Origin of the sequence: Neobacillus notoginsengisoli (assembly GCF_003515685.1) — a bacterium.
GTDB lineage: Bacteria > Bacillota > Bacilli > Bacillales > Cytobacillaceae > Bacillus_D > Bacillus_D notoginsengisoli.
The window spans coordinates 132,507-147,484 of sequence record NZ_QWEG01000002.1 but is presented as its reverse complement, the minus strand read 5'-3'; the positions used below and the strand labels follow the sequence as shown (position 1 = coordinate 147,484).

Genomic DNA, 14,978 nt, shown 5'->3' with positions numbered 1-14,978 from the left:
TTAGAAACAATTTTGCGCGGGAGGCGGTGGGGAATGAACAGAGCGATCAACTATCAAGAATGCTGTCCTGAATGCGGAGCGCCCGAAGCGAATGGACTCGATTGCCGGGGACAACTAGATGAAATTATCTCCTGGGAAGCTGAAAACGCTGACTTGCTAGGCCTTCATTTTTGGACGGTTGCCTGCTACAACATCCAGCACCCCGCCATATTTACAGATGAAGCACGGGAAGAACTTTTTTGGATTTTTTGTGAAGCTTACGACAGGCAAATGCCTATCAGCAAAGTCCGAAAAAAAATTTCTTATTGGTCTGAGGGTTCAGGAAAGGTAGTAAGACAGGTGCCAGCCCAGCCGGTTTTCAAAGACTGGGCGATGACCGTTTCCGAAGTTTACCTTGTCGGGGAGAAAAAAGGAGCAGCCGATCGAGTCCGTGCCTGGACAAAGGTTGTAAGGAAACAGCTTTAGAAGCCAAAAATAAGCCAGATCGTGTAACCAACACTGGTTAGCGCTCTGGCTTTATTTGTCTTGATTATTTCCTGCCTTTGAACCAGTTCAAAGGGTTCAGGTTTTTCCGGTAGCGTGTCACGGCTTCTTTTCCGAGGATGATGCCGCCAATCCAGAAGGTGGCCTCACCGCTAATGACGAGCCCGGCCGTAATCGCGACTTTTGTTCCGGTTGAAAAGGAGGTGAGCGGCACGAGCAGGATGGCTCCGTAAAGGATGCAGGACAGGATGATCAAGGCCGCGCCAATCACGGTGAGCCTTGCTTTTTTCTTTTGGTGGGAGGCAATTATGTCCCCGTTTTCTTGCATGGTATACCTCCGAAATTGTTTTCTTAAATTATATAGGAACGCGTGCGAATTGCCTATTAAAATCTTCTTCTCTATTGCTCGGGTCTAGGCGAATGGATAAAAGCTGTGAAGTTATGTACAATTAAGTAAGAAGGAAAGCATCAAGGTTTTTTGCAGAAAGAAAGGTGTTGGATATGGAGAAAAGCATTATTTTCTTTGATATTGACGGTACATTGCTTGACGATGAAAAACGGCTTCCGGCTTCGGCGAAAGAGGCAGTTTTTAAACTGAAAGAATTGGGGCATGAGGTGGCGATTGCAACCGGCCGGGCTCCGTTCATGTTTGAAGATTTGCGGAAAGAGCTGGGAATCGATACATATGTGAGCTTTAACGGACAGTACGTTGTTCTGCAGGGGAAGCCTGTTTATACAAATCAATTAAACGAGAAGGCTTTAGAGGCTTTGACTTTGGCTGCGGCTGAAAATAATCATCCACTCATTTATATGGATGAAGTGGATATGAAAATGAGCGTGCCCGAGCATAACTGGATCACAGAAAGCATAGGAACTCTCAAGTTAACCATGGGTCCAACGCACGAGCCTGAGTACTTTCGCGGGCGCACTATTTTTCAGACTCTATTATTTTGCGAGCAGGATGACGAATTGAAGTATGAAGATGCATTCAAGGAATTCGACTTTATTCGCTGGCATCCAGTCTCTGTCGATGTTCTGCCTGTTGGCGGGTCAAAAGCGAAAGGGATTGAAGAACTTGTCGAGGCAATGGGCCTACATATTGAAAACGCCTATGCGTTCGGCGACGGGCTGAACGATATTGAAATGCTTTCGTATGTCCCAAACAGCGTTGCGATGGGAAATGCGCTCCCGGAAGTGAAGGAAGCGGCCCGGTACGAGACGATTCACGTAAATGATGGAGGGATTCTGCACGGCCTGAAACTGGTCGGGCTGCTGTAGGGAAGTTAAGCTTTAATAACAGGTGAAAAATGCTGAGTGGACGGTTGGACATAGAGAGCTTCTCTCACCTAAACTGCATGCTTTGCAAAAAAACTAATTTGTGAAGTTGTTGTCACGCATCCGTGCCTTGAGTGACAACTATTCCGGTTTTTGAGTGTTTGTTGTCACGCATCCGTGCTTTGAGTGACAACTAAACCAGGTTTCGAGCATTCGTTGTCACGCATCCGTGTTTTGAGTGACAACTAAACCAGGTTTCGAGCATTTGTTGTCACGCATCCGTGCCTTGAGTGACAAGTATTCCAGGTTTCGAGCGTTTGTTGTCACGCATCCTGGACTTGAGTGGCAACTACTCACTTTCGTAAAATATATGTCAATTTTGTGGCTGATATTAAAATAGGCAGGATTTTTGATGAAGGTGGCGAATACCTTATTCGGGGTACCAGGTAATTAGGGCTTTTTATCTTCATTTATGGTACTATTTCAGGGTAGGAATCGTAAGGAGTGGTGCAGATGGCATTGACGTTTTACTGGTATCCGAAATGCGGAACATGCAGGAATGCGAAGAAATGGCTTGAAGAGAACGAGATAACTTATGAAGCAATACATATTGTAGAACAGCCTCCAACGAGGGCTGAACTGGAACAGTTATACAAAAAAAGCGGCCTTGAATTGAAAAAGTTCTTTAATGTAAGCGGCCAGAAATACCGTGAGCTTGGTTTGAAGGATAAGATGAAAACGGCTTCAGAAGACGAGTTGCTCGATATTCTGGCGTCAGACGGCATGCTGATGAAACGGCCAATTTTGACGGATGGGGAAAAGGTGACAGTCGGTTTCAAAGAAGATGAGTACAAAAAGGTTTGGTTATAGGGAACCTGTTGCCGGAATTCCGGCATTCATGGTCTATCGATTGCTTTTAAATCGATAATAGATAATACAACACATTGTGGAGGGATAACATTGACAACACCAAAGGATTTGCGTTATTCAGAAGAACATGAATGGGTAAAAGTTGAAGGGGATAAAGTACGGATTGGCATTACGCATTTTGCCCAGTCTGAGCTTGGCGACATCGTATTTGTGGAGCTTCCTGAGGTAGGAGACGACGTTACTGCGGACGAGCCATTTGGAAGCGTCGAGTCTGTTAAGACGGTATCCGAGCTGTACTCACCGGTAAGCGGTAAGGTTGTTGAAGTGAACGAAGACCTTTCTGACAGCCCTGAATTCGTAAACGAATCTCCTTACGAAAAGGCATGGATGGTTGTTGTGGAGCTTTCTGATACAAGCGAGCTGGACAACCTCATGACCGCTGAGCAATATGATGAAATGACAAACGAATAAACATGTCGGGCTGTTCCTTTGGGAATGGCCCTTTTATTTTGCAAAAATACTGCCCGAATGCCCTTTCTTTCCCATCTATGCCTTTGCGTGGACAGGGGCAGAATAAAGGAAAAACAAAAGGGGTGATGTTGGATGACATGGAGTGAAAAGAAGCTTGATATTACCGACAGAGTGGTTGGAAAACTGAGAAATGGGGAAATAGAACTTTATCTGGAGAAAGAGGCGATTGGCCGGATTTTGTTGAACGGGAAAGCCGAGTTTGAGCTTGACCAGCGTTTTGACGTCGACCAGCAGCGAATTTTCCAAAACGTAGCGATGGTTGACCAGCCTAATGCGAAGTATACGGATTGCGAGCAGGGCGGCTGGTGCTAACAGCCCGCTTTTTTGCCTGCAGGCAAGCCATTTTACTGCCGGCGAGAGCAAACTCCTGTATGCAAAATAGGCATAGTGGTATAGTTGAACTAGAGCAGGAGACTACACACAAATAGTCCTTCTGAATAAGCTAATACCAACTACTTTCCTGCAGGTGATTTCGATGAGTGAAGAATACGCGGATAAAATTATTATTGTGGAAGGCAGATCGGATAAGAAAAAAGTACTAGGGATTATCAAAGACCGTGTTGAAGTGATTTGCACGAACGGAACGATTTCCCTGTCACGCCTTGATGAACTGATTGATTCGTTCGGCGATAAGGAAGTTTACGTCCTTGCCGATGCCGATGAAGCAGGTGAAAAGCTCCGCCGCCAGTTTAAGCGCGAGTATCCGGAAGCCGCACATTTGTATATTGATAAGATGTATAAAGAGGTGGCAACAGCCCCTTATCATCACCTCGCAATGGTCCTAATGGGTGCGAATATCGATGTTCATGCTGAATTTTTGGAAATGGGCCGCACATCCCCATGAAAGAATGGACAAGCGAAGAATTATCCGCTTTTTTAACAAGCGGGAAAACAGGATTGGCTTATTTTTATACTCCTTTATGCGGAACGTGCCAGGTAGCAGGAAGAATGCTTGAAGTCATAGACGCACTACAGCCCGATTTGGAAATCGGCAAAATAAATCTTAACTACGCACCCGAGTTTGCTTTAACTTTCGGAATTGAAAGTGTACCCTGTCTTGCTTTTGTGAAAGAAGGGCGCGCTGTTGATGCGATATATGCCTTCCGGTCTGTTCCCTACCTGTTGGATAAAATTAATACCGTTTTCGATTAAGCAGATGCTACTGAGCATCTGCTTTTTTAGTTGGATGGCCTCTTCAATGTTGACAGGAAGCTAAATTACGACATATTTCCCCGGAAATTTCACAGGAACATGGCTCGATAACGGTTAAGTTGTAGATTTCCACTCCGAGCATACGCTTTCCGCGGAGGAAGCAAAAGTTGTCGAACGATTCTAGAAGGAATTTAAAACGTCCTTGAAGAAGTGGTAGGCATAGGGGGGGATGCCAAATGATTGGGCAGATTGAGCGATTTGTGGAAACAGTAAATGAGAAAACCCATATAAGCGGACTGTTCAAAAGCAGCAGGCCATTTTTTCTTCATATTGCTGGTATACCCATAGAAATCGTTGGCGGAAACGCCAGGCTGTCGCCTGGATCCGCGGATGCCCGGGACAGTGAATGTTCCGGTACTGCCAGTATTACTGGGGAAGCCGAAGCGATTGTCCAACTGCTTAAAGGGGAAAAAAGATTGCGTGATCTGCTCAATCAGGAGGCTGTCGAAATAAGTGCATCATTCAGGACGATTCTGAAACTGGAATCGGTTTTTCTTTTGGCAAAAAAATAAATTAGAAAAATAAAAAAAATCCTATTGACGGAGTCGGGAAGATAGGATAAACTCTTTTTAAATCTTGGCGCAAGATTCGAATAATTCAATAACCTTATCAAGAGTGGCGGAGGGAATGGCCCAATGATGCCCGGCAACCGGTTGTAGACACGGTGCTAATTCCAGCAAGGCGTTTGCTTTGTAAAGATAAGAAGAGATTCCCCTCTTCTTAATGAAGCGGGTTTTTTATTTGCTTACAATAGGTAAATGAGTCTTCATTGACAGCTTTTTTCATCCATGTTACGATAGCAATTACGATTAATTGAATAATTTGTTTACTCTTATCAAGAGAGGTGGAGGGATGTGCCCGATGAAGCCCGGCAACCGTCAGTGGACCTTGTGTCCAGTGAAATGGTGCCAATTCACACAAAGCGACTGCTTTGGGAGATGGGAGAAAGGATAGTTGCCGTTTAAGCCTTTCTGCCAGATTGCAGAAAGGCTTTTCTCATTCATCAAAGGGTAAACTATCATTATCAACCTAATCTTAGTTGCTGGCCGCGGATGCGGGAAAAAGGATGTAAAGAAGGTGAGCCTAGTGATTTCTATAAAGAATGTCCGAAAGAGTTTCCAGACAAAACAGGGAACGCTAACGGCGGTAGACAACGTCAATCTTGAAATAAACGAAGGGGAAATCTTCGGCGTAATTGGATACAGCGGCGCGGGGAAGAGTACTTTAATCCGGATGCTGAATAAACTTGAAAGTCCGACAGAAGGATCAATCACCATCGCAGGCCGGGAAATTTCAAAAATCAAAGGTGCCGAACTGAGGAAGGCGCGCCAGGAAATCTCAATGATTTTCCAGCACTTCAACCTCCTCTGGTCACGGACTGTCCGGGAGAATATTGCCTTTCCGCTAGAAATTGCCGGAGTTTCTGGTGCCGAGCGAAAAAGGCGGGTAGATGAGCTCATAAAGCTGGTCGGCCTTGAAGGAAGGGAAAGTGCTTATCCTTCACAGCTGAGCGGCGGGCAGAAGCAGCGTGTCGGCATTGCCAGGGCGCTTGCGAATAATCCGAAGGTACTTTTGTGCGATGAAGCGACATCCGCCCTAGACCCGCAAACGACCGATTCGATTCTCGAACTCCTTGTTGATATCAATAAGCGGCTCGGGCTGACGATTGTCCTAATTACGCATGAAATGCATGTGATCAGGAAAATCTGCCACCGGGTTGCCGTGATGGAAAATGGCGGGATTGTCGAGCTCGGTCCGGTACTCGATGTATTCCGGAATCCTAAGCAGCCAATCACGAAGCGATTTGTCCAGCAAGTGACGGAGCCGGAGGAAACAAAGGATACAGTTGAGCATCTGATTAAACGCTATCCAACAGGCAGTGTAATCCAACTGACATTTGTCGGTGAAACAGTCGAACAGCCTCTGATTACAAACCTGGTCAGGAACTATGCGATTACGGCTAATATTCTGCAAGGGAAAATTTCACAGACGCAAAGCGGTTCTTACGGATCTTTATTCATCCATCTTGACGGGCCAGAGCAAGAAGTTCAAAACGCCCTTGAGTATATCCGCTCCCAGCAAATCGGGGTGGAGGTGATTGGAAATGGCTGAGAAATTCTTTCCGAACGTTGTGTGGGAAAACATGTGGGAGGCGACAATTGAGACGCTTTATATGACTGGGATTTCTGTTGCCATCACATTTATTCTCGGAATTATCCTTGGACTGCTTCTTTTTCTGACGGCAAAAGGCAATCTTTGGGAAAACGCATTTATAAATAAAAGTATCAGCGCATTCGTTAACGTTTTCCGTTCGATCCCGTTCATCATTCTGATTGTGCTGCTCATTCCATTCACGATGATTATTGTAGGCTCGATGATTGGTGAAAACGCGGCCTTGCCGGCACTCATTATCGGATCTGCTCCATTCTATGCGAGAATGGTTGAAATTGGATTGCGTGAGATTGATAAAGGAGTCATCGAAGCGGCGAGATCGATGGGCGCATCGACATGGACGGTCATCTGGAAGGTATTATTGCCAGAATCCATGCCGGCGCTCGTATCTGGAATCACCGTTACCGCTATTGCCCTCGTCAGCTATACAGCGATGGCCGGTGCAATCGGTGCAGGCGGTCTCGGAAACCTTGCATACCTGGAAGGATTCCAGCGCAGCCGAAATGATGTCACAGTGATGGCGACCATCATCATCCTGATTGTCGTCTTCATCATCCAGTTCATCGGGGACACGATTTCCCGGAAGCTCGATAAACGCTAATTCGCCCGGCCGGGGCAAAAAACTCCGGTACCGGCTAATACTTACTTATATACAACAAACAAAGGAGAGGGAAACATGAAAAAATGGTTAGGTGTTATTTTAACTTTTGCACTTGTACTCGTACTTGCTGCTTGCGGAGGTTCCGACGATAAGGCGGGAAGCGGTAAGAAGGACGACAAAAAGATTGTTGTCGGCGCGTCTAACGTACCGCATGCTGTCATCCTTGAAGAAGCGAAGCCAATCCTAAAGGAAAAAGGCTATAATCTCGAAATTAAGACGTTCACTGATTACATTCTGCCGAACAAATCGCTGGATGCGAAAGAACTGGACGCCAACTACTTCCAGCACATTCCTTACTTTGAGTCTCAAGTGAAAGAAAACAATTACGATTTTGCCAACGCTGGCGGAATTCACATTGAACCAATCGGTGTCTATTCAAAGAAATACAAGAGCCTTGAAGAACTTCCAGAAGGAGCGCACATCATCGTCAGCTCCTCGGTGCCTGACCACGGCCGAATCCTGACAATGCTTGAAGCAAAAGGCTTGATTAAGTTGAAAGAAGGCATTGATAAAACGGCCGCAACTGTAGAAGACATCGTTGATAATCCTAAAAAGCTAAAGTTTGACGCAAAATATGAAGCAGCGCTTCTAACTCAAATTTATGATAAAGGCGAAGGCGATGCAGTTCTGATCAACTCCAACTATGCACTTGATGCGGGCTTGAACCCAGTCGAAGATTCAATCGCAATTGAAGAAAGCGATTCTCCGTACGTCAACATCATCGCTGTAAACAAGGGCGATGAGGACAGCGATAAAATCAAAGCGTTAGTTGAAGTTCTTCGTTCAAAGGAAATTCAGGACTTCATCCTTAAAGAATACGGCGGCTCTGTTGTTCCGGTAACCAAATAAATTTGGTCAGAGTTTGATAAAAAGCTGAGCACAAGCCATTTTGGCAAAAAATAATTACATCATGCGGGCATCCATTTGAAATGGGGTGCCCGTTTTTTTATCTTGATGGTTTTATCCCGCCTTTGGAAAGCGAGAGCGCATACTTCCCTTTCCACTTCTGCATACTAATCGGTGATACTACACGTAAGGAGTGGAACGTATGGAACATTTTCATGAGCCGAAAAATTCAACGGAGGCAGCCTTGTATGAATATAAGGCTGGGCTTGGTCTATATACGCAAAAAATGCCAGAAATAGCCCGCCATTATAACGCATTTACCGAGGAGTGTTTTAAAGAAGGCGTCCTTTCCCAGAAGGATAAACAGTTAATCGCCCTTGGGGTTGCCCTATATTCTCAGGATGAGTATTGCATCATTTATCATTTAAAAGGATGCCTTGACCAGGGAGCATCTAAAGAGGAAATCCTTGAAACGATTGGAGTAACCGCGGCTTTCGGAGGCGGTGCGGCCATGAGCCTGGGGGTTACCCTTGTCCAGGAAGCAATGGATGATCTGAACCAGCTGAAGCAATAATTCATTGCAAAACCATTTACCATATCCTTCCGCTGATTCCTTCCTTTCCCGAGCCGATTGACGTTTTCTTCCTATGGCTAGTGGTAAACTCCTAATGTGCAAAAAATTCCTTTACTTAATTTGCAGATTGATTGAAGCGGAAGGCACGAAGACTCCGGCGGGATGAAGCGGCAAGGTGGAGACCCCATGAAAAGCGGAAGCGCCTTGGTCAGGGGCGACAGGCTTAAGACAAGCCGGACAGAAGGCGCAGTTTGCCTTCTTGACGGATTGATTTAAGACCCCGAGCCCCTAGGCGCTGCAGCTAGACTGACAGGCGCTTTTAGCGCCGAGGAGGCTCCACTGACGCCCCACGGAAAGCGAAGTGCCTGGAGCGTAAATCAACCAAAGTTTATTTGGAAAGGATTTTTGCAAAATACACCAAGTCAGTGCAAAGGAAAGGAAGTTTTAGTTGTGGAAGAAAAGCTTAACCTAAGGTACACATCGGAAATGGAAAAAGCGATGCAGGACACTCACGGGGTCGGGTACGAAGAATATAATCTGAAGCATGATGTAAGAATGGAAGTCGAGCAAAAGCGCGAAGATGACTATGTAAAAAGCCAGCGCATTATTGCCGACATCGATCGAAAGATTTTTTAGGGGCAGAAAGCCAGCCACTTAATTATAATCAGTTAAACGGAAGGACTGTCTTTTGAAGGAAAGGACCAATTCCCAGGCAGCACATTCGCTATAGATGCACTATATAATAGGAAGAAAACGGGGGAGCCAGTGGAACTTATCACTGGCTTTTCGCCATATTTTGAGCTATTGTAGATGCGTGGTGAATACGAACCTGTCTAGGCTGGGGAAGCTAAAGGGGATTTTGGTACATGCTGATTCTCAATCCTGGGCTGTCCAGTGAAAATGGTGAAGCCGCAAGCCAGTCAGTTTAAAGGGTTGCTATCACATTTGATTTGTTATAAGATTGTAATGAGAATAAAATGAGAATGGAAGTTTCCGCGTTTCAGCCGGGCAGACTTCCTCAAGTAGCGGAGGTATTGAAATGGGTGGATCAACTTTAACGATCAAAGATCTCCACGTTGAGATCGAAGGAAAAGAAATTCTAAAGGGTGTGGACCTCGAAGTAAAAGGCGGGGAAATACACGCTATAATGGGGCCTAATGGTACAGGGAAATCAACTCTTTCTTCTGCCATCATGGGTCATCCTAAATATGAAGTAACTAGCGGAACTGTCACACTCGATGGTGCTGACGTCCTTGATATGGAAGTTGATGAACGTGCTCGCGCGGGACTTTTCCTTGCAATGCAATATCCTAGCGAAATCAACGGTGTAACAAATGCCGACTTTTTACGTTCGGCAATTAACAGCCGCCGTGGTGAAGGCAACGAAGTTTCTTTGATGAAATTCATCCGTCAAATGGATGAAAAAATGGGCTTGCTTGAAATGGACGAGGACATGGCCCAGCGTTACCTGAATGAAGGCTTTTCCGGCGGTGAAAAGAAGCGCAATGAAATCCTTCAGCTTATGATGCTTGAGCCGAAAATCGCCATTCTTGATGAAATCGATTCCGGCCTCGACATCGATGCGCTTAAAGTTGTTTCCAATGGTATCAACGAAATGCGCGGAAACGACTTCGGCTGCTTGATTATTACACACTATCAGCGCCTGCTGAACTACATCACTCCTGACTATGTTCACGTCATGATGCAGGGGCGCATTGTAAAATCTGGCGGACCGGAACTTGCAAAGCGCCTTGAAGCGGAAGGATATGAGTGGATCAAGCAAGAGCTTGGCATTGAAGATGAAACTGTCGGCCAAGAAGCATAAGCATTAGGGGGATAATTGATGACTACTGAAACCATACTGTCTTTTGACAAAGAGTACATCAGCTCTTTCTCAAAAGAAAAGGCTGAACCGGCATGGCTTGAAGAAGTTCGCTTGAAGGCTCTTGCCAGCCTTGACTCTCTGCCGATGCCAAGGCCTGATAAAACGAAAATTGATAAATGGAATTTCACGAAATTTGAGCGGCATACAGTTGAAAGCGAGCCGTTCGCGTCACTGAATGACCTCCCTGAGGAATTAAAGGCGCTCGTAGACGTGGAAGGCCAGCAAAACTTATATATTCAGCGCAATCATACTCCAGCCTATATTTCCCTTTCACAGGAATTGAAGGATCAAGGGGTCATTTTTACAGATATTTTCACAGCAGCGAATGAGCATGGTGATCTTTTGCGCCGTTACTTCATGAACGAGGCTGTCAAGGTTGATGAGCACCGTCTCACTGCCGTTCATGCGGCAATGATGAACGGGGGCGCGTTCCTCTACATCCCTAAGAATCTTGAAGTGAGCGAGCCAATCCAGGCTGTTTATTTACATGACAACGCGGAAACGAATTTATTCAACCATGTCATCGTTGTAGTTGAGGATAACAGTTCAGCAACATACGTTGAAAACTATCTTTCGACTGTCGATGGACAAGGCGTCTTCAACATCGTCAGCGAAGCGATTGTTGGCACGAACGCACGCCTGCAGTACGGCGCGGTAGACACGCTTGCAGAAGGGATTACGACTTACGTAAACCGCCGCGGTGTAACGGGCCGGGATGCCCGCATTGACTGGGCGCTTGGCCAGATGAATGACGGAAATACAATTTCCGACAACGTGACCAACCTTGTTGGTGACGGTTCCCACGGCGAGTTGAAAACTGTTGTTGTCGGGCGCGGGGAACAAGTCCAGAACTTTACAACTTCAATTGTCCATTTTGGCAAAAATACAGAAGGTTTCATCCTGAAGCATGGCGTCATGAAAGAGAGTGCAACTTCAATCTTTAACGGTATCGGCAAAATTGAGCACGGCGCCTCTAAAGCAAATGCAGTTCAGGAATCACGCGTTCTGATGCTCAGCGAAAAAGCGCGCGGGGATGCGAACCCGATCCTGCTGATTGATGAAGACGATGTTACTGCCGGGCACGCAGCATCTGTTGGCCGCGTGGATCCTCTTCAGCTCTACTATCTGATGAGCAGAGGAATTCCGCAACATGAGGCGGAGCGCCTTGTCATTCACGGTTTCCTTGCCCCAGTTGTAAACCAGCTGCCAATTGAAGGGGTTAAAAAGCAGTTGACCGAAGTGATTGAGAGGAAAGTTCGATGATCAATTCAGCCGAAATCCGCCAGCTGTTTCCACTATTGAACCAGGAAGTGAATGGAAAGCCGCTCGTCTATCTCGACAGCGGCGCGACTTCCCAAAAGCCGATTCAGGTCATTGAAGCGCTAGACAAGTACTATCGCGAATACAATTCCAACGTTCACCGCGGAGTGCACACACTCGGCACAAAGGCAACCGATGCCTTTGAAGGGGCGAGGGAAAAGGCGCGAAAGTTCATCAATGCCAAATCGACTCAGGAAATTATCTATACGCGCGGGACGACGACTGCGTTAAATACAGTCGCCCACAGCTACGGCACGGCGAATTTACGGGAAGGTGATGAAATCGTCATTACCCCGATGGAACACCACAGCAATATCATTCCGTGGCAAATGGTCGCAAAGCGTACCGGCGCCACCTTGAAATACATGCCTCTTCAGGAGGACGGGACCATTTCTTTAGATGATGCCCGAAAAACGATTACGGAAAACACGAAAATTGTTTCAATCGTTCATATTTCCAACGTTCTCGGAACAGTCAACCCGGTCAAGGAAATTGGGGAAATCGCCCATGAAAAGGGTGCCATCATCGTCGTGGATGGCGCTCAAAGCGCACCACATCTGAAAGTCGATGTCCAGGATTTGGATTGTGATTTCTTCGCGTTTTCCGGCCATAAAATGTGCGGACCGACTGGGATTGGGGTATTATACGGGAAAAAGCATCTATTAGAGAACATGGATCCGATTGAATTTGGCGGAGAAATGATTGATTTCGTCCATGATTTCGAATCGACTTGGAAAGAACTTCCGTGGAAATTCGAGGCAGGCACGCCTATTATCGGCGGCGCCATCGGCCTTGGAGCCGCAATCGACTTTTTGGAAGATTTGGGCATGGACAATATCGATGCGCATAACCGCAGACTTGGTGCCTATGCGCTTGATAAAATGTCCCATATAGAAGGAATGACGATTTACGGCCCTAAGAATGCTGACCAGCGGACCGGAATTGTCACATTCAATATTTCTGATGTCCATCCACACGATGTCGCAACCGTCCTTGACGCGGAAGGCATTGCCGTCAGAGCGGGCCACCACTGCGCCCAAGTGCTGATGAGATGGCTGAAAGCTTCAGCGACGGCAAGGGCCAGTATGTATTTGTACAACACAGAAGAAGATATTGACAAGCTTGTTGAAGGCCTTGTCAAAACAAAGGAGTATTTCAGCGATGTCTTCTAAAAATTTGGATCAGCTTTACCGCCAGGTGATCATGGACCACTATAAGAATCCCCGTAATAAAGGGGTTATCGAGGATGGCAGCCTGACGGTCAATATGAATAACCCTACATGCGGAGACCGGATCCAGCTTACAATGAACGTTGAAGACGGGATAGTAACAAATGCGAAATTTGAAGGGGAAGGCTGCTCGATTTCGATGTCTTCCGCCTCGATGATGACGCAGGCGATTAAAGGAAAAAAGGTGGAAGACGCTTTAAAGCTGTCGAAGATTTTTTCCGAAATGATGCAGGGAAATGACTACGACGATGATGTTGACCTTGGTGATATCGAGGCGCTATCCGGCGTTTCGAAGTTTCCGGCACGGATCAAGTGTGCGACACTGGCATGGAAAGCGATGGAAAAAGGCCTCGGGGACGAAACTAACTAATAGGCTTTGGGCATTTGCCAAAATGCTGCGCGATCTGCAACCTCCTGCTTATGGTGGGACTGGAGCGTGGGCGCAAAGAGACTTTTGCAAAATAGCCCTTAAAAGGCCTTAAGAAGGAGGAAAACGGTAATGGCTAAAAAAGCGCCAGAAATCGGTGATTATAAATATGGCTTTGCCGACAGGGACGTTTCCATTTTCCGGTCGAAGCGCGGTCTGACGCGTGAGATTGTTGAGGAAATTTCCAGGATGAAGGAAGAGCCACAGTGGATGCTCGATTTCCGCTTGAAATCGCTTGAGCATTTCTACAATATGCCTATGCCACAGTGGGGTGGCGATTTGAATTCGTTGAACTTCGACGAAATCATTTATTATGTTAAGCCTTCCGAAAGGACTGAGCGTTCATGGGATGAGGTGCCTGAGGAAATCAAGGCTACCTTTGACAAGCTCGGGATTCCGGAAGCGGAGCAGAAGTACTTGGCCGGGGTTTCCGCCCAGTACGAATCTGAGGTTGTTTACCACAATATGCAGGAAGATCTCGAGAAACAAGGGATTATCTTTAAAGATACAGACTCTGCGCTTAAGGAGAATGAGGAACTTTTCCGTGAGCATTGGGCAAAAGTGATCCCTCCGACTGATAACAAGTTCTCAGCATTGAACTCTGCGGTCTGGTCTGGCGGTTCGTTCATTTATGTTCCGAAAGGGATTAAAGTGGAAACTCCGCTTCAGGCATATTTCCGCATCAACTCCGAGAATATGGGACAGTTCGAGCGTACGCTAATCATAGTCGATGAAGGTGCGTCTGTGCACTATGTTGAAGGCTGTACAGCTCCTGTTTACACGACAAACTCGCTTCACAGCGCGGTCGTTGAAATCATCATTAAGAAGGATGCCTACTGCCGCTACACAACCATCCAAAACTGGGCGAACAACGTTTACAACCTTGTAACGAAGCGCGCGGTTTGTGATGCGAATGCGACAATGGAATGGGTTGACGGCAACATCGGCTCCAAGCTGACAATGAAGTATCCGGCTGTCATCTTGCGCGGTGAGGGTGCCCGTGGCATGACGCTGTCTATTGCTTTGGCTGGAAAAGGCCAGCACCAGGATTCAGGCGCGAAGATGATTCACCTGGCTCCGAATACTTCATCAACAATCGTGTCAAAATCAATCTCGAAGCACGGCGGTAAGGTGACGTACCGCGGAATCGTCCACTTCGGACGGAGAGCGGACGGCGCCCGCGCCAACATCGAGTGTGACACGCTGATCATGGATAACCAGTCGACTTCGGATACGATTCCGTACAACGAAATCCTGAATGACAACATTTCGCTTGAACACGAAGCGAAGGTTTCAAAGGTTTCCGAAGAGCAGCTCTTCTACTTGATGAGCCGCGGAATTTCCGAACTGGAAGCAACTGAAATGATCGTCATGGGCTTCATCGAGCCATTTACGAAAGAACTTCCAATGGAATACGCAGTCGAAATGAACAGACTGATCAAATTCGAAATGGAAGGCTCTATTGGTTAATATTCTTATGTGCAAAAACCGTC

General features: G+C 46.5%; 19 protein-coding genes and 2 riboswitches. Of the genes, 18 read left to right on the top strand and 1 reads right to left on the bottom strand.

All coding sequences use genetic code 11. The features are described from left to right. Window positions 1–33 precede the first annotated feature (33 nt). The gene (locus tag D1B31_RS03545) at window positions 34–465 is read left to right on the top strand and encodes a DUF5946 family protein (protein ID WP_118919373.1); all 432 of its coding nucleotides are present in this window, start codon (window positions 34–36) and stop codon (window positions 463–465) included. Window positions 466–529: 64 nt separating this feature from the next. On the opposite strand, the gene D1B31_RS03540 is transcribed toward D1B31_RS03545, so the two are convergent. Further along, window positions 530–811 carry a transporter suffix domain-containing protein gene (locus tag D1B31_RS03540; protein WP_118919372.1) on the bottom strand — a complete coding sequence of 94 codons (282 nt, stop codon included), beginning with the start codon at window positions 809–811 and terminating at the stop codon, window positions 530–532. A gap of 173 nt (window positions 812–984) precedes the next feature. On the opposite strand from D1B31_RS03540, the gene D1B31_RS03535 reads away from it, so the two are divergent. The 17 genes from D1B31_RS03535 to sufB all read left to right on the top strand — a co-directional run bounded on the left by D1B31_RS03535 (window position 985) and on the right by sufB (window position 14,955). Further along, a complete protein-coding gene (locus tag D1B31_RS03535; protein ID WP_118919371.1) occupies window positions 985–1,761 on the top strand; it encodes a Cof-type HAD-IIB family hydrolase in 777 nt (258 codons plus the stop codon). Window positions 1,762–2,271: 510 nt separating this feature from the next. Then, window positions 2,272–2,628, top strand: coding sequence for an arsenate reductase family protein (locus D1B31_RS03530; protein WP_118919370.1), 357 nt, complete (start codon window positions 2,272–2,274; stop codon window positions 2,626–2,628). A 90-nt stretch (window positions 2,629–2,718) separates the two neighbouring features. Beyond that, window positions 2,719–3,099: a glycine cleavage system protein GcvH gene (gene gcvH, locus D1B31_RS03525; RefSeq protein ID WP_118919369.1), complete on the top strand. Its 381-nt coding sequence runs from the start codon at window positions 2,719–2,721 to the stop codon at window positions 3,097–3,099. 132 nt (window positions 3,100–3,231) lie between these two features. Then, window positions 3,232–3,471, top strand: coding sequence for a YusG family protein (locus D1B31_RS03520; protein ID WP_118919368.1), 240 nt, complete (start codon window positions 3,232–3,234; stop codon window positions 3,469–3,471). A 163-nt stretch (window positions 3,472–3,634) separates the two neighbouring features. Next, window positions 3,635–4,003 (top strand): toprim domain-containing protein, encoded by a 369-nt coding sequence (locus D1B31_RS03515; RefSeq protein ID WP_118919367.1) that lies wholly within the window; start codon window positions 3,635–3,637, stop codon window positions 4,001–4,003. Continuing rightward, entirely contained in the window at window positions 4,000–4,311 is a 312-nt protein-coding gene (locus tag D1B31_RS03510; protein WP_118919366.1) for a thioredoxin family protein, read from the top strand. The genes D1B31_RS03515 and D1B31_RS03510 overlap by 4 nt, the downstream gene beginning before the upstream one ends. Before the next feature lie 236 nt (window positions 4,312–4,547). Continuing rightward, entirely contained in the window at window positions 4,548–4,883 is a 336-nt protein-coding gene (locus D1B31_RS03505; protein WP_118919365.1) for a hypothetical protein, read from the top strand. A gap of 91 nt (window positions 4,884–4,974) precedes the next feature. Continuing rightward, a riboswitch (SAM riboswitch) is annotated at window positions 4,975–5,076 on the top strand. Window positions 5,077–5,200: 124 nt separating this feature from the next. Then, window positions 5,201–5,316: riboswitch (SAM riboswitch) on the top strand. Between the two features lie 141 nt (window positions 5,317–5,457). After that, window positions 5,458–6,483: a methionine ABC transporter ATP-binding protein gene (locus D1B31_RS03500; protein WP_118919571.1), complete on the top strand. Its 1,026-nt coding sequence runs from the start codon at window positions 5,458–5,460 to the stop codon at window positions 6,481–6,483. Then, window positions 6,476–7,144, top strand: a complete 669-nt coding sequence (locus D1B31_RS03495; RefSeq protein ID WP_118919364.1) for a methionine ABC transporter permease — start codon at window positions 6,476–6,478, stop codon at window positions 7,142–7,144. Before D1B31_RS03500 ends, D1B31_RS03495 begins: the two co-directional genes overlap by 8 nt. Window positions 7,145–7,219: 75 nt before the next feature. After that, complete coding sequence (locus D1B31_RS03490; RefSeq protein ID WP_118919363.1) at window positions 7,220–8,053, top strand: MetQ/NlpA family ABC transporter substrate-binding protein; 834 nt, start codon at window positions 7,220–7,222, stop codon at window positions 8,051–8,053. Window positions 8,054–8,252: 199 nt separating this feature from the next. Continuing rightward, window positions 8,253–8,624 (top strand): carboxymuconolactone decarboxylase family protein, encoded by a 372-nt coding sequence (locus tag D1B31_RS03485; RefSeq protein WP_118919362.1) that lies wholly within the window; start codon window positions 8,253–8,255, stop codon window positions 8,622–8,624. Window positions 8,625–9,074: 450 nt separating this feature from the next. Then, on the top strand, window positions 9,075–9,260 hold the full coding sequence (locus D1B31_RS03480) for a YuzK family famiily protein (protein ID WP_118919361.1): 186 nt from the start codon (window positions 9,075–9,077) through the stop codon (window positions 9,258–9,260). A gap of 403 nt (window positions 9,261–9,663) precedes the next feature. Continuing rightward, complete coding sequence (sufC, locus tag D1B31_RS03475) at window positions 9,664–10,449, top strand: Fe-S cluster assembly ATPase SufC (protein WP_118919360.1); 786 nt, start codon at window positions 9,664–9,666, stop codon at window positions 10,447–10,449. An 18-nt stretch (window positions 10,450–10,467) separates the two neighbouring features. Beyond that, entirely contained in the window at window positions 10,468–11,772 is a 1,305-nt protein-coding gene (sufD, locus tag D1B31_RS03470; protein ID WP_118919359.1) for a Fe-S cluster assembly protein SufD, read from the top strand. Then, window positions 11,772–13,001, top strand: coding sequence for a cysteine desulfurase (locus D1B31_RS03465; RefSeq protein WP_118919570.1), 1,230 nt, complete (start codon window positions 11,772–11,774; stop codon window positions 12,999–13,001). The genes sufD and D1B31_RS03465 overlap by 1 nt, the downstream gene beginning before the upstream one ends. Continuing rightward, window positions 12,991–13,428 carry a Fe-S cluster assembly sulfur transfer protein SufU gene (gene sufU / locus D1B31_RS03460; RefSeq protein ID WP_118919358.1) on the top strand — a complete coding sequence of 146 codons (438 nt, stop codon included), beginning with the start codon at window positions 12,991–12,993 and terminating at the stop codon, window positions 13,426–13,428. Before D1B31_RS03465 ends, sufU begins: the two co-directional genes overlap by 11 nt. Before the next feature lie 129 nt (window positions 13,429–13,557). Continuing rightward, window positions 13,558–14,955, top strand: a complete 1,398-nt coding sequence (gene sufB / locus D1B31_RS03455) for a Fe-S cluster assembly protein SufB (RefSeq protein WP_118919357.1) — start codon at window positions 13,558–13,560, stop codon at window positions 14,953–14,955. The last annotated feature ends 23 nt before the right edge of the window (window positions 14,956–14,978 follow it).

Coding starts and splice junctions, on each gene's coding strand:
- D1B31_RS03520 (WP_118919368.1), top strand. CDS start 3,232: ATGACATGGAGTGAAAAGAAGCTTGATATTACCGACAGAGTGGTTGGA.
- D1B31_RS03505 (WP_118919365.1), top strand. CDS start 4,548: ATGATTGGGCAGATTGAGCGATTTGTGGAAACAGTAAATGAGAAAACC.
- sufD (WP_118919359.1), top strand. CDS start 10,468: ATGACTACTGAAACCATACTGTCTTTTGACAAAGAGTACATCAGCTCT.
- sufB (WP_118919357.1), top strand. CDS start 13,558: ATGGCTAAAAAAGCGCCAGAAATCGGTGATTATAAATATGGCTTTGCC.
- D1B31_RS03485 (WP_118919362.1), top strand. CDS start 8,253: ATGGAACATTTTCATGAGCCGAAAAATTCAACGGAGGCAGCCTTGTAT.
- D1B31_RS03540 (WP_118919372.1), bottom strand. CDS start 811: ATGCAAGAAAACGGGGACATAATTGCCTCCCACCAAAAGAAAAAAGCA.
- D1B31_RS03490 (WP_118919363.1), top strand. CDS start 7,220: ATGAAAAAATGGTTAGGTGTTATTTTAACTTTTGCACTTGTACTCGTA.
- D1B31_RS03545 (WP_118919373.1), top strand. CDS start 34: ATGAACAGAGCGATCAACTATCAAGAATGCTGTCCTGAATGCGGAGCG.
- sufC (WP_118919360.1), top strand. CDS start 9,664: ATGGGTGGATCAACTTTAACGATCAAAGATCTCCACGTTGAGATCGAA.
- D1B31_RS03515 (WP_118919367.1), top strand. CDS start 3,635: ATGAGTGAAGAATACGCGGATAAAATTATTATTGTGGAAGGCAGATCG.
- sufU (WP_118919358.1), top strand. CDS start 12,991: ATGTCTTCTAAAAATTTGGATCAGCTTTACCGCCAGGTGATCATGGAC.
- D1B31_RS03535 (WP_118919371.1), top strand. CDS start 985: ATGGAGAAAAGCATTATTTTCTTTGATATTGACGGTACATTGCTTGAC.
- D1B31_RS03530 (WP_118919370.1), top strand. CDS start 2,272: ATGGCATTGACGTTTTACTGGTATCCGAAATGCGGAACATGCAGGAAT.
- D1B31_RS03495 (WP_118919364.1), top strand. CDS start 6,476: ATGGCTGAGAAATTCTTTCCGAACGTTGTGTGGGAAAACATGTGGGAG.
- D1B31_RS03510 (WP_118919366.1), top strand. CDS start 4,000: ATGAAAGAATGGACAAGCGAAGAATTATCCGCTTTTTTAACAAGCGGG.